We start from the raw sequence: 12,815 nt of genomic DNA, 5'->3' as shown, positions 1-12,815 counted from the left end.
CGCCGGCTAGCGCCGGCGCGATCGGGGGCGATTCCAGTCCGGCACGCTTGATCCGGGTCCGTGTTCAGGCGCATACTGTACATTCATACAGTATTTTGGCCACATGGATTGACGCGTGACGCTGCGCGCGCATCCGCGGCGCGTCAGCATGCAACGCATTCCAATCGAACCGTCTTTTGCCGCATGGCGGCGCGCCGCGCGAGCGCTGCTGCGGCAAGGTGTCGAACCAGGACAGATCGAGTGGATCGAGTCCGACGATGCGGCGGCTCACGGAGAAAACGGCATTAGTGACCCCGCCCGGCAAGATACGCACGCTTTGGCGGCGACCGGCACTGAGGCCACTTCCGGTACTTCAGGCGCATCGAACGCTTCGGACACCACCACCACTGCCACCGCCTTTGCGGTCCCTGCGATTCCCCGCGAACTGCTCACCCGGCTGAAAACGGCTGGCTGCTTTCGGGCGCCGGACCGCTGGGCTCTGTTGTATCGCGTCCTGTGGCGTTGGACGCACGGCGAGCGCAACGTCCTCGATCCCGACGACGCCGACAGCGCGTTGCTCGATCAGCGCATTCAGGCCGTCGAGCGCGAAACGGACGATCTGCTCGCGCTGACGCTATTCAGGCGGCGCGATCCGTCGATGGGCCCGCCTGAATTCGTCGGCTGGTACGAACCGCATCATGACCTGCTGGCGCGCGCCGCCGCGCGACTCGCACCCCGCACAGGCGAATCCACGTGGATGCTGACCACCCCGCACGGCGCGGCATTCTGGAACGGGATGCTGCTGCGCATCGGCCAACCGCTTCCAGACGAAGCCGCTCATTCCGCTCAGGCGTCAGCCGCCAACGCCATGACCGGCGAAGCCATCACCAGCGAGCCCACTGAAGCGCTCTGGCTCGCGTATTACGCCAGCGCCTTCAATGCGGCGCAGTCATCCGTGCCGCTGCGCTACTGGAGAACGCCGCCTGCCGGTCCGCCATTGCCTGCGCAGCTCGCGCTCGCGCGCACCCGGCTTGGCGCACAAAGCGCCCCCGTCACCGTGCCGGATGCGCCACCGGTCGAGTATTCGGCGCTGACACCGCCGTTTCGCGAACCTACCGGGCCGCTTGCCACCTGCAGACGGTGCGCGTTATGGCGCAACGCGACGCACGCGGTCGCGGGCGCCGGGCCGGCACATGCGGCGATCATGGTGGTCGGCGAACAGCCCGGAGAGCAGGAAGACCGGCAAGGCGAGCCATTCACCGGACCGGCCGGCCAGCTGCTGGATGCCGTGCTCGCGCGCGCGGGCGTCGAGCGCGCGGCGCTGTACCTGACCTATGCGGTCAAGCATTACAAATGGGAATGGCTCGACCAGCAGCGCGTCCACCGCACGCCCGCGCAGCGCGAGGTCGAAGCTTGCCAGTACTGGCTCGAAGAAGAACTCACGCGGATCGCACCGCGCGTCGTCGTCACGCTCGGCCCGACCGCGCTGAAAGCGCTGACCGGCCCGCACGTCAATCTGTCCGAATACCTCGGTCAGACGATCGCCCACGACGGGCGCCTGATCGTGCCGACCTACCATCCGTCGTATGCGCTGCGAACCGCCGACGCCCGCTTACGCAACGGTATCGAGGCGACAATCGCGACGGCGTTCAGCCGCGCAGCGAAGCTGGTGGCGGGCTGAGCAGCGCCGACCCGCGCCAGCATACGCGCCGCATGCCCGCGCCGGGCCAACCTTGCGAGCAGTGTAAAAGCTGCGTTAAACCGCACTAACGACCAAAAGCGGACCCATCAGCATTGCGCCCCGGGCAACAATTTGCCGAACGCAACATGCTGTTTGAAGGTGAGGAAGTACGGGAAACGCCAAAACCGCAACGGTGAGCATCTGCGGGAGGCCAGTACTAAGCCAGGTGCCAGGCACGTGCCGGATCGCCGCAGCCGGGTACGCCGCTTGCGCGTGCCAAGACTGTCACGCAAGCCGCGCCGATTCCGCCTAAGCTGATGTGATGCCGCGATTCCGGGCGCAACGCGTGAAACGGAAAATGACCGGCGAACGAGCGGCAAACGAGCGGCGAACGAGCGTCGAATGCGGCCTGCGCGTATCCCACACCACCATACTATCCATGAGCGAAACCAGCCCGCGCCTGTTCATCGTGTCCCCCCATTTCGACGACGCCGTGTTCAGTTGCGGCGCGCTGCTCGCCGCGCATCCCGATGCCGCGGTCTGCACGGTATTCGCCGCACCGCCCGAGCATCAGATGCACACGGAGCGAGATGAACAGTCGGGGTTCAAGGACGCTCGTCAGGCAGTCCACACACGCACGCTCGAAGACAACCGCGCGCTAGAGGTGCTCGACGCGATTCCGCTGCGCATGCCGTTTCGCGACGGCCAGTACCTCGACTCGCCGTCGATCGCCACGTTGGCGGCAGCGCTCGAAGAAACCATTTACCGCTCGACCGCCAACACGCTGCTGATGCCGCTCGGCCTGGATCACGCCGACCACGAACGGGCGTTCGAAGCCTGCTGCGAAATCCTGCCGCGCCTGTCGCATCTCACGTGGTTCGGTTACGAGGAAGCGATCCACCGGCGCACGCCCGGCGTCGTGCAGGCGCGCTTCGCCGATCTGGCGCGGCGCGGCATCGTTGCGACGCCGGCCCACCCGAGCGCGCATCACACGATCGATCTGGCGCGCCAGGCGCTGCTCAAACGCGAAGCCGTCAACGCGTACGAAAGCCGGCTGCGCGCTTTCGGCGCGGGAGATTACGACGACGTTTTCGCCCCCGAACGTTACTGGCAACTCAGCGTGGGCCGTCGCGCGAAAAAGTAAGCGCCTGGAGCGTGTCGAATCGCCTACGCTTGAAGGGAATGGCAGGTGTGCTCAGCCGCCGCCGGCCGTACCGGTCCACTTCTTCGCAACAAGGTGATGCAATGAGCTACGACATGCATACCAGTCCGATTCCCGATCCGCACGCCGATCCGACCCGCGACCCGGAAGGCGATCCGCTCGTGCCGCCGTCGCCCGGCCATCACAACGAAGAGCCGCAGCGGCCAGAGGGGCCGCCGGACAAGGATCCGGTGTGAGACCGGGCGTTCATGACCACCGTCATGAGCGGCGACGCGAAAATCAGCGAGTGAGTTCGGTGAAACCTTGCAACAAGCGGTCGATATCGGCGGCGTGGAGGTTGCCCATCGTCGAAATGCGGAACAGTTCGGCCGACAGACCCGCGTGCGCCTGCCCGGCGAGCGTCGCGTAACGCGCATGACGCCGCGTGCCAGCCGCCCGAGGTTTTGCCTGCCCGGCGTTTTTTTTGCTGTGTGCCTGCGGCGTTGGCCTTTCCTTGATTTGATATTGGCTTATTGGCATTCCCCGCGCTGAGGGAATGCCAATAAAACAATAAGAAAGGAAAAAACCACCGCCGCAAGCGAACAACCAATAGCGCCACACAAGGCAAAAACCAATTCAGCAGACAAATAAAAGACGGGTTTCCCCTCCTACAGAGCATCCACCATCAAGCCGTAAACACAGTCAGCAACAAGCCACTCGCTGCAAGCGAAAAAACCTGACCGACCACCCCATGGAAGAGCCCCCGCCCATGACTCTGAACAAAAAACTAACCTCAATGATCGCCGTCCTCTGGATCGGCCTGATCCTGATCGGCGGCTTCGGCGCATGGCAAAACCGCGCTTCCATGATTGCCGATCGCCGCGATCAACTCACCTCGCTGATCGACCAGGCGAACCACATCGTCAACCGCTATTACACGTTCGCGCAGCAACACACGATCACCGAAGAAGAAGCCAAAAAACAGGCGCTGGAAACGCTGGCCGCCATGCGCTACGGCAAAGACGGCTACATCTCCGTCAACGACTCGCAGCCCGTCATGCTGATGCATCCGATCAAGAAGGAACTGGTCGGCAAAAACATGGCGCAGTTCGCCGACCCGGCTGGCAACCATCTGTTCGTCGACATCGTCAACGCAGGCAATCGCGACGGCGGCGGTTTCGTCGACTATCTATGGGCGAAGCCCGGCAGCGACCAGCCCGTCGCGAAGACCAGCTACTCACTTCACTTCGCGCCGTGGGACTGGTATCTCGTCACCGGCATGTACATGGACGACGTGCAGCGCGCGTTCTACGCCAGCCTGCTGCGCTGGCTAGTCATCACCGCGGTGCTCGGCGCAATCGCCACAATCGTCATGCTGCTGGTTCTGCGCAGCATCCGCCGCACGCTCGGCGGCGACCTGGAAGTGGCGGTCGAGGCAGCCCAACTCATGGCGCGCGGCAACCTCGCCACACGCGTGCCGGTTCGACAGGAAGACGCCGGCAGTCTGCTGCACGCACTCCACACCATGCAGGCCGGTCTCGTCGATACGGTTTCGCGCGTGCGTCAGGGCACCGAAAACATCAATATCGGCGCGACCGAAATCGCCGCCGGCAACACGGATCTGTCGCAGCGCACCGAGGAGCAGGCAGTGGCGCTCGTCGAAACCGCATCGAGCATGGATCAGATGACGGTCAACGTGAAGCAGAACGCGGACAGCGCGCAACAAGCAGCGCAACTCGCCGGTCAAGCCGCGGATGTGGCCACGCGCGGCAGCCGGGTGGTCGACGACGTGGTCCGCACGATGGGCGAAATCACCACCAGTTCGCGGCAGATCGGCGACATCATCGGCGTGATCGACGGCATCGCGTTCCAGACCAACATCCTCGCGCTTAACGCCGCCGTCGAAGCGGCCCGCGCGGGCGAACAGGGGCGCGGCTTCGCCGTCGTCGCCGCTGAAGTGCGCAGCCTCGCGCAACGCTCGGCCACGGCCGCCAAGGAAATCAAGGCGTTGATCGAAACGTCCACCGGCACCGTCGAAGCGGGCGCGTCGCTGGTCGCCAACGCCGGTTCGACAATGAGCGAGATCGTGCAATCGGTGCGCCGCGTCAATCAAATCCTCGAAGAGATCAGCAACGCATCGCGCGAACAAAGCGCGGGCATCGAGCAGGTCAATCGCGCGGTCGGCGAAATGGATCAGGTCACGCAGCAGAATGCGGCGCTCGTCGAGCAAGCCGCCGCCGCGGCCCATTCGCTGAAGGATCAGGTGGGCGTGCTGCGCGAGGCGATTTCGAGTTTCGCTCTGCCTGCCTGAGGCTTCATCTCCGGAGCGCGGGCGCAGCACACGAAAAAGAAGGCGCTCAACAGGCAGCGAGCGCCTCTTAACACGCCGCGTCGGAATCGACGCATGAATCGAACGAACCAGCCGCGCGGATTTTTTAATCGCGCGGCTTTTTTTTGTTTTTCGCGCCCCAATGAGGCGCCCGCTTTTCAGCCGACGCTCGGTGGGCACCGTCACCGCGCCTGGCGGCGGCACGGTGCGCGATGTATTGCTCGGCCACTATCCGCTTGCATGGGTCTCGCATCAAGATTACGTTTTTATTACAATTGGGCGCAACTCAAGGTATCCACTACCGCCGATTCGGGCGGTACCGGCTAATCCCGCTGCACGCCGCACGCGTGCGGCTTTCGCTCAAGGAGCACGCTCGACAGTCACGCGTAACGGGCCGCCGGCTTCGCCGGTTTGCCTCGCGGCGCACCGCTGTTCGCATCCGCACCCATGATCCAGAAGAAGAAATCGCAGTCGCACGATCCGTACGTGCCCGTCGCGAAGAACCATTTGCTGAGCGCGCGCCTGCCGATGTGGCGCTCGAAACTCATCGTCCTGCTGGTGTTCGGCGCCTTCGCGTCACTGGCGGTCCGCGCGTTCTGGGTGCAGGTGGTGAACCAGGACTTCTACGTCGATCAGGGGCAAAAGCGCTATCAGCGCACCATCGAACTCGACGCGACACGCGGGCGGATCGTCGATCGCAACGGCTCGATGCTTGCCGTGAGCCTCGCGACCTACGAAATCTGGGCCACGCCGAAGCTGCTCGACGAAGCCGCCTTCCCACCGCTCTCGAAGCTGCTCGACGTGCCGCTGGCGGAATTGCGCCGGCGGCTCACGGCCGACAAGACCTTCGTGCTGCTCAAACGCCAGGTGGACGCGGACACCGCGGATCACGTCGGCAAACTAGGGCTCGCCGGCATCACGCACATCGCCGATTCGAAGCGCTTTTATCCGGAGGGCGAATCGGCGGCCCACGTGGTCGGTTTCACGGATATCGAGGACAACGGCCAGGAAGGCGTCGAACTCGCCGCCAACGAGCAGTTGCTCGGCGTGCCCGGCCAGCGCGAAGTGATCCGCGACCGTTTGGGCCGGGTCGTGTCCGAGACAGGGCCGCTGGTGCCCGCGCAGAACGGCGAAACCATCCACCTGACAATCGACCGGCGAATTCAGCAACTCGCGTATGCGCAACTGAAGGCGGCGATCGCCAAACACCACGCCGAAGCCGGCAGCGTGGTCGTGCTCGATGCCCGCAATGGCGAGATCCTGGCGCTGGCCAATTATCCGAGCTTCGATCCGAACGACCGCGCCCTGCTGACCGGGCGGCAACTGCGCAATCGCGCGGTGGTCGACACCTTCGAGCCCGGCTCGACGATCAAGCCGGTGGTGGTCGCGCTGTCGATCGATCAGGGCAAGGTGCGGCCGCAAAGCATCGTCGATACGGCGCCGGGCTGGTACAAGATCGGCCCGGCGGTGATTCACGACACCTCGAATCACGGCGCGATGACCGTCGCCGAAGCAGTGCAGAAGTCGAGCAATATCGCGCTCGCCAAGCTCGCGCTGAATCTGCCCGCCGAAACGATCTGGACCAAGTATCAGGAATACGGGCTCGGAATCAGACCCGATCTGACCTTTCCGGGCGTCGCGTCGGGCAAGGTGCGCCCGTACAAACGCTGGCGTCCGATCGAACAGGCGACCATGGCGTATGGCTACGGCCTGTCGACGTCGCTGCTGCAGATTGCCCAGGTCTACACGGCATACGCCGGCGACGGCACCATGCACCACGTGAGTTTGTTGCGGGATCCGGCGAGCGGTGCAAACAGCGCCACCGCCGGTAGCGCGGCGGCCGATGCGCCGGTGGCCACGCGCAAGAGCCAGGCGGTCACGACGCCCGCCACCGCGCGCGCGATCCGCTCGATGCTGGAAATGGCCACGGGCCCAGGCGGCACGGGACGCGCCGCCGCAGTGGAAGGCTACCGGATCGGCGGCAAAACCGGCACAGCACGCAAACAGGTCGGCACAAGCTACGCGAAAAACCGCTACCGTGCATTGTTTGTCGGCATGGCGCCGATGAGCGACCCGCGGCTGATCGTCGCCGTGATGATCGACGATCCGGCCGGCAAGGCGTTCTACGGCGGAACCGTAGCCGGGCCGGTGTTCGGCGCGGTGACGGGCGGCGCGTTGCAGTTGCTGGGGGTGCCGCCGGATGCGTAATTGGCGGACGTCGAGGCGGACATCGCGGATGCAATGCACGCCGCATGCCCGCTCTCCTGCGGCGCCTTAAGTTATCTTAAGGCGGTTTCATTCTGCAGCGCCGCGCAAGCCTTGCTAGACTAGCCCTCGCGTCGGACGATCTGGCATCCGGCGCCCCGTTGCGCATCGGTCGCCAACAGAGCGATCGATGCATTCCCCCGCAAGCAAGCTAAGGAACAGTCAAGCCATGACGAATCGTACTTTGACGACCGCAGCAGGTGCGCCGGTCGGCGATAACCAGAACTCGGAAACCGTCGGCCCGCGCGGCCCGATCACGCTGCAGGACTTCTGGCTGATCGAAAAACTCGCGCATTTCGACCGCGAAGTCATTCCCGAACGCCGCGTGCACGCGAAAGGCTCGGGCGCATTCGGCACGCTCACCATCACGCACGACATGACGCGGTACAGCAAGGCCAAGGTCTTCGAAGTCGGCAAGGTCACGCCTGCTTTCCTGCGCTTTTCGACCGTCGCGGGCGAGCGCGGCGCGGCCGACGCCGAGCGCGACGTGCGCGGTTTCGCCATCAAGTTCTATACCGAAGACGGCAACTGGGACGTGGTCGGCAACAATACACCCGTGTTCTTCATTCGCGATCCGCTGAAATTCCCCGATTTCATTCACACGCAAAAGCGCAATCCGAAAACCAATCTGCGCGACGCCACCATGGTGTGGGATTTCTGGTCGCGCAATCCGGAATCGCTGCATCAGGTCACGATCCTGATGAGCGATCGCGGCATCCCGCAGAATTACCGGCAGATGAACGGTTACGGCTCGCACACGTACTCGTTCATCAACGCGCAGAACGAACGCTTCTACGTGAAGTTCCACTTCAAGTCGAAACAGGGCATCGCCACCTACACGAATGTCGAGGCGACTGAATTGATTGGCCGCGATCGCGAAAGCGCGCAGCGCGATCTGTTCGAACAGATCGAAAAGAAGAATTTCCCGCAGTGGCGCTTCTGCATTCAGGTGATGACGGAAGCCGAGACCCGCGCGCGCCAGGAAAATCCGTTCGACATCACGAAGGTATGGTCGCACAAGGAGTTTCCGCTGATCGACGTCGGCGTGCTCGAACTGAACAGGAACCCGGAAAACTATTTCGCGGACGTCGAGCAAGCGGCTTTCACGCCGGCCAACATCGTGCCGGGCATCGGCTTCTCGCCGGATCGCCTGTTGCAAGGCCGGCTGTTCTCGTACGGCGACACGCATCGCTACCGGCTCGGCGTAAACCACCATCAGATTCCGGTGAATGCGCCGCGTACCGCGAACCTGAACATCTATCACCGCGACGGCGCGATGCGCGCGGACGGCAATCTCGGCAGTACGCCGAACTATGAGCCGAATCGTTTCGGCGCTTTTCCGCAGGACCCGTCGGTCAACGAGCCGCCGCTGGCAGTGGAAGGCGCGATCGAGCGCTACAACCATCGCGAGGACGACGACTACTACAGCCATCCGCGCGCGTTGTACAAGTTGTTCGATGCCGCCCAGCGCGAGCGCTTCTTCCGGAACATCGCCGAAGCAATGGCTGGCGTGCCGAAAGATATCGTCGAGCGGCAATTGGCGCTGTTCGAAAAGGTCGACCCGAGTTACGCCGAAGGCGTGAAGCAAGCGCTCGCCAAGGCGGCGCCCGCTTCGGAAGCGGCACAGTCTTAAGCGACGCGCTTTTCAACGCGCCCTGCCGGTTGCGCGCGCAACCGTTTGAAGACGCGGGGCGCGTTGACCCAGCTACCCGTCCCGCGCCGGTCCGGAAGCTATTACCGTTGCCCGTTATCGCCGGCCGCGTTCTCAATCGCCTCGACGCGATTGCGACCATTGCGTTTGGCCTGGTACATCGCGCGATCGGCTTCATCCATCATCGCCCGGCCAAGCGTGGCCGCATCCGCTGGCGCACCGCCGATCGTGCGCGCCGCCACGCCAATCGACACAGTCAACGCGATCCGCTCGCCGTGGTCGTCCTGCAAATCCAGGTTTTCGACCGCCAGCCGCACCCGCTCGGCGACCGTCAGTGCATCGCCTCGATCGCCTTGCAGCAGCGCCGCGAACTCCTCGCCGCCGTAGCGCGCCACGGTATCGCCAAGACGCACCTGCTGCCGCACGCAAGCGGCCACTGCCGCCAGCGCGCGGTCGCCGGTCTGGTGGCCGTAGGTGTCGTTGATACGTTTGAAGGCATCGATATCGATGAACAGGCAGGCGACCGGCACCGCATAGCGCGCTGCGCGCGTGATCTCCTCGCGCAACCGCTCGTCGAAGTAACGGCGGTTGGCGAGGCCGGTCAGCGCATCGGTCATGCCGAGTTGCTTGAGACGCTCGCGATGCGCGACATTGTCGAGACTTGCCGTGACGATGCTGGCAAAGCGTTCGAGAATGTCCGTGGCCATGCTCTCGCCGAAACGTGCGCGGTCGTCGCTACCGAGGCAAAGATAGCCGCTGATCGTGTCGCCGGCGGCAAGCGGCAGCACGATCGCGCTCGCCGGCAAGTCATCTTCACCGAAGAATGCGCTGCGCGTGGGTTCGTCCAGCTCGCGCACCTGACCCAACCATGGCCGGCCGGCGTCGCACAGACGCTGCGCGGCGAGTCCCCCCTCGCGCGACGTCTTCAGACTAGTCTGGCCGAGGGCCTCCAAGGCGCCCGGCTCGAGCAGTTCGAGCAGCATCGGCGCGCGGTCGTCGAGCCATAGCGTGACGCTCGCCAGCGAGAATTCCTGCGGCAGATGGCTGAACAGCGTATCGAGAAACGACGCGAAATCCTGCGCGCCGATCAAACGCAATTCGACGCGCTGGAAGCGGCGCAGCGTGCGCTCGTTGTGCTGAACGGTATCGACGAGCGCGCGCAGGCGATCGGAAAGCGGCGTTTGGGCGAGGTTTGTCACGTTTTCGACGATGCGCCCGTAGGCGAGGCGGGGTCAGCGGCCCCAACCACTGTAATAACGGCTGATTTTGCCGGGTCTTGAGGGTAGGATCGCCGCCGACGTCCTCGCAGTGGACCACGCGTTTCAGCAATCGCTTCATTCGAAGCGTCACCGCGCTTTTACATGCGATCTTAAGTTTGGCTTAATTCTGACCTGTAACTATGACACCCAACATCCCCTGTTGAGCCGCCAAAACATCGGCGGCATTTTTTTCTCCGGGGTGTCGCCGACGCGCCGAAAGATCGCATGCCTGCGAAGAAGGAGTCAAACGATGGTAGAAGACACGGTATTCGAGCATCTGCGCGCCATGCCCGGCAACGACTGGGTGCGTCAGATCCACTCGTGCAAGGTCTCGGATCCATTGCAGCACCCTTGGGGACGCTCGTACAGGCTCGTCGAATGGACCATGAAGCACACTCCCGAATCGAGTCGCCGCGTGGTGCCTGCGGAAAGCACGCCACTTGAAATCGCTCAGGCGGTCGTCTCGCACATTCCGGGGCGCCGGTTTTGCCAGCAAGGCGACGAGTAGCCTCGCACTCAGCCACTCAGCTTTTCGCGCGTTTGGCCAGTTCGTCGCGATACAGCGCGAACTCCTCCGCCACTGCTTTAGCGACGCTCGGCCGTTGCATCACCCGCTTGTAGCCATTGCGACAGGTCGATGCCGCCGTACGGCGCCAGTTCAACACGGTGACCAGACCTTCGAGAAGCGCTTCAAACTGGCACAGGTCCAAGGCGTCTTTCCAAACGTAGGCACCCTTCTCCTTCTGCAACACGAACGGCAAGTTGTCGAAACCGAGGGCGCGGAAGATCGGTCCCAGCAAAAAGGGACGCCAGCGATACGATTCCTACGCAGCGCGATATCGCGTTCAGTAGTTAGGGATGCTCGTCATTAAGTATCGCAATGCGCTTTTTGCAATGGTTAACAGTCGTAGGAAATATTTCTACCTATGATGGCCAGTCCGCCCACCACATTTATGGTTGCGCCATGAGCTATCCGTATGACGTCCTGACTGCCGCGTGTCTTGTCATCATCGTCATCTCCACGACGATCATGCTCGCGCTTTCCTGAACCCTCATCGCGCTCTGCTCTTCCTGAGGGATTGCAAGCGCTCGAACACCCGCCTACGCATCTCCGTAAAAAGACGGGATATACTGTACATATATACAGTATTTTTTCGTCTGACCAATGCGCCTTCCTCCTTTCGATCCGCCGACGCTCGCCGAACTGCGCACCTGGTGGCGCACCCGCGACCAGCAGGCCGTCCAGCGGCTGATTCTCGAGATCCAACGCCAGCGGCTCACGCTGCTGGAGTTGCGCGGCCTGATCGACGCAGGTGTCCAGCAGGCGCGCGCAACGGATCGCGCATTGGTCGAACGCGGCGAACCGCTGATGACGCTACGCATACGGATCGCACAGGAAGTGCTGCGTGTCGGCGACATCGACGATACGCGGCAGATGAGCCGTGCCGAGCATGAGCGGCTGGCCGTCCGCACGCAAGGCCAGATGGAGTACGCGCGAGAAGGCCGCTTGAGACGGCAGCGCCGAAATATCTAGCCGCAGCGAGGCGGCGCTCGCCGGCCGCGTAAAACGGGCTGGCACGCGGCAGGGTCAGAACGACAGAGTCAGCGCGTTTGCGCCGCTACGCGCAGCCCGAGCGAAATGAACAGCACGCCGATGATCTTGTTCTGCCAGCGGCTAAGCCACGTCAAGCGTTTGACGAGTTTGCCCAACGGACGAATGGTCAGCACGATAAGTGTTGTATAAAGCGCGCTCATGCCGACGAAGATCAGTCCGAGCGTCGCGAACTGCAGGAATGAAGAACCATGCTCGGGATGGACGAACTGCGGCAGGAACGCGAGGAAAAACAGCGCCGTCTTGGGATTCAACACTTCGGCAGGAATCGCCTGAAAAAAGGCTTTGGAAGCCGACACGGGTGCGACAGCCGGCATATGCGCGCCCACCTGCTTTTCGCGCAACGCGCGAATGCCCAGATAGACGAGGTACGCCGCGCCGACGAATTTGACGGCATTGAAGGCGAGTGCGGAAGTCATCAATAGCGCCGACAGGCCGACCGATGCACCTAGCGTATGAATGAAATCGCCAACCGCAACGCCAAGGCCGGTGAGAATGCCCGCCTTTCGACCGCCGTGCACGGTACGCGTCAAAACCAGCAGTACTGCTGGACCGGGAATCAGAAACAGCCCTAGTACGACGGCAACGAACGTCCCTAGTGTTGAAAGATCAAGCATGTCGTCTCCTTGGTGACGCGCTGTCTTCAGAGGACTTCGGATGACAACTGGACGCGCGTTCAGCCGACGATTGTAGACGAATACATGAAGTCTGGATTTGCGCGGCACGCGAACGTGTTGGGACGTCTCTGACGATTATGCGTGGAAACGCGTGAAGATACCGCGAGGAAAGCGTCACGCGCCGTCACGCGCGCCGGTGTATGCGCACTGTGAAAGAAGCGGGGGAAAGCGTGACGAACCACCAGATGAGGAATCTGGTTTCGCCCCAGCCGGGAGCTCGA

10 protein-coding genes and 3 pseudogenes are annotated in these 12,815 nt (G+C 63.1%); 9 read left to right on the top strand and 4 right to left on the bottom strand.

The annotated features are described in order from the left end of the window. Window positions 1-148 precede the first annotated feature (148 nt). The 3 genes from SB772_RS19270 to SB772_RS19260 all read left to right on the top strand — a co-directional run bounded on the left by SB772_RS19270 (window position 149) and on the right by SB772_RS19260 (window position 3,058). The gene (locus tag SB772_RS19270) at window positions 149-1,660 is read left to right on the top strand and encodes a UdgX family uracil-DNA binding protein (RefSeq protein ID WP_410834802.1); all 1,512 of its coding nucleotides are present in this window, start codon (window positions 149-151) and stop codon (window positions 1,658-1,660) included. Window positions 1,661-2,099: 439 nt separating this feature from the next. Beyond that, on the top strand, window positions 2,100-2,804 hold the full coding sequence (locus tag SB772_RS19265) for a PIG-L deacetylase family protein (RefSeq protein ID WP_410834801.1): 705 nt from the start codon (window positions 2,100-2,102) through the stop codon (window positions 2,802-2,804). Between the two features lie 101 nt (window positions 2,805-2,905). Beyond that, window positions 2,906-3,058, top strand: coding sequence for a hypothetical protein (locus SB772_RS19260; RefSeq protein WP_341316182.1), 153 nt, complete (start codon window positions 2,906-2,908; stop codon window positions 3,056-3,058). A gap of 43 nt (window positions 3,059-3,101) precedes the next feature. Here SB772_RS19260 and SB772_RS19255 read toward each other — a convergent pair. Next, a pseudogene (locus SB772_RS19255) lies at window positions 3,102-3,230 on the bottom strand (2-aminoethylphosphonate aminotransferase); the annotation flags it as partial. Window positions 3,231-3,570: 340 nt separating this feature from the next. Between SB772_RS19255 and SB772_RS19250 the strand changes: the two are divergent. The 4 genes and pseudogenes from SB772_RS19250 (at window position 3,571) to SB772_RS19235 (ending at window position 9,028) form a co-directional block, all read left to right on the top strand. Further along, entirely contained in the window at window positions 3,571-5,112 is a 1,542-nt protein-coding gene (locus SB772_RS19250; protein ID WP_410834800.1) for a methyl-accepting chemotaxis protein, read from the top strand. A gap of 160 nt (window positions 5,113-5,272) precedes the next feature. Beyond that, a pseudogene (locus SB772_RS19245) lies at window positions 5,273-5,407 on the top strand (TRIC cation channel family protein); the annotation flags it as partial. A gap of 170 nt (window positions 5,408-5,577) precedes the next feature. Beyond that, window positions 5,578-7,338, top strand: a complete 1,761-nt coding sequence (locus SB772_RS19240; RefSeq protein ID WP_410834799.1) for a peptidoglycan D,D-transpeptidase FtsI family protein — start codon at window positions 5,578-5,580, stop codon at window positions 7,336-7,338. 226 nt (window positions 7,339-7,564) lie between these two features. Beyond that, on the top strand, window positions 7,565-9,028 hold the full coding sequence (locus tag SB772_RS19235) for a catalase (protein WP_410834798.1): 1,464 nt from the start codon (window positions 7,565-7,567) through the stop codon (window positions 9,026-9,028). Window positions 9,029-9,129: 101 nt separating this feature from the next. Here the strand turns inward: SB772_RS19235 and SB772_RS19230 are convergent, their stop codons facing one another. Beyond that, the gene (locus SB772_RS19230) at window positions 9,130-10,245 is read right to left on the bottom strand and encodes a diguanylate cyclase (RefSeq protein WP_410834797.1); all 1,116 of its coding nucleotides are present in this window, start codon (window positions 10,243-10,245) and stop codon (window positions 9,130-9,132) included. A 310-nt stretch (window positions 10,246-10,555) separates the two neighbouring features. Between SB772_RS19230 and SB772_RS19225 the strand changes: the two genes are divergently transcribed. Next, window positions 10,556-10,813 (top strand): DUF2866 domain-containing protein, encoded by a 258-nt coding sequence (locus SB772_RS19225; protein ID WP_341316191.1) that lies wholly within the window; start codon window positions 10,556-10,558, stop codon window positions 10,811-10,813. A 187-nt stretch (window positions 10,814-11,000) separates the two neighbouring features. On the opposite strand, the pseudogene SB772_RS19220 reads toward SB772_RS19225, so the two are convergent. Continuing rightward, window positions 11,001-11,117, bottom strand: a pseudogene (locus SB772_RS19220) (2-hydroxychromene-2-carboxylate isomerase); the annotation flags it as partial. Window positions 11,118-11,470: 353 nt separating this feature from the next. Here SB772_RS19220 and SB772_RS19215 point away from each other — a divergent pair. Continuing rightward, entirely contained in the window at window positions 11,471-11,839 is a 369-nt protein-coding gene (locus SB772_RS19215; RefSeq protein ID WP_410834796.1) for a hypothetical protein, read from the top strand. A gap of 68 nt (window positions 11,840-11,907) precedes the next feature. Here the strand turns inward: SB772_RS19215 and SB772_RS19210 are convergent, their stop codons facing one another. Then, entirely contained in the window at window positions 11,908-12,534 is a 627-nt protein-coding gene (locus tag SB772_RS19210; RefSeq protein WP_410834795.1) for a LysE family translocator, read from the bottom strand. Between the last annotated feature and the right edge of the window lie 281 nt (window positions 12,535-12,815).

The sequence above is a fragment of the Paraburkholderia sp. SIMBA_030 genome, from assembly GCF_046535245.1.
Lineage (GTDB): Bacteria > Pseudomonadota > Gammaproteobacteria > Burkholderiales > Burkholderiaceae > Paraburkholderia.
Note: the sequence above shows the minus strand (reverse complement) of the source record. Positions and strands in the feature narration are given on the sequence as shown.

Excerpts from the sequence above, each read along its gene's own strand:
- SB772_RS19270 (WP_410834802.1), top strand. The coding sequence starts at position 149 with ATGCAACGCATTCCAATCGAACCGTCTTTTGCCGCATGGCGGCGCGCC.
- SB772_RS19210 (WP_410834795.1), bottom strand. The coding sequence starts at position 12,534 with ATGCTTGATCTTTCAACACTAGGGACGTTCGTTGCCGTCGTACTAGGG.
- SB772_RS19260 (WP_341316182.1), top strand. The coding sequence starts at position 2,906 with ATGAGCTACGACATGCATACCAGTCCGATTCCCGATCCGCACGCCGAT.
- SB772_RS19225 (WP_341316191.1), top strand. The coding sequence starts at position 10,556 with ATGGTAGAAGACACGGTATTCGAGCATCTGCGCGCCATGCCCGGCAAC.
- SB772_RS19265 (WP_410834801.1), top strand. The coding sequence starts at position 2,100 with ATGAGCGAAACCAGCCCGCGCCTGTTCATCGTGTCCCCCCATTTCGAC.
- SB772_RS19215 (WP_410834796.1), top strand. The coding sequence starts at position 11,471 with ATGCGCCTTCCTCCTTTCGATCCGCCGACGCTCGCCGAACTGCGCACC.
- SB772_RS19250 (WP_410834800.1), top strand. The coding sequence starts at position 3,571 with ATGACTCTGAACAAAAAACTAACCTCAATGATCGCCGTCCTCTGGATC.
- SB772_RS19235 (WP_410834798.1), top strand. The coding sequence starts at position 7,565 with ATGACGAATCGTACTTTGACGACCGCAGCAGGTGCGCCGGTCGGCGAT.
- SB772_RS19240 (WP_410834799.1), top strand. The coding sequence starts at position 5,578 with ATGATCCAGAAGAAGAAATCGCAGTCGCACGATCCGTACGTGCCCGTC.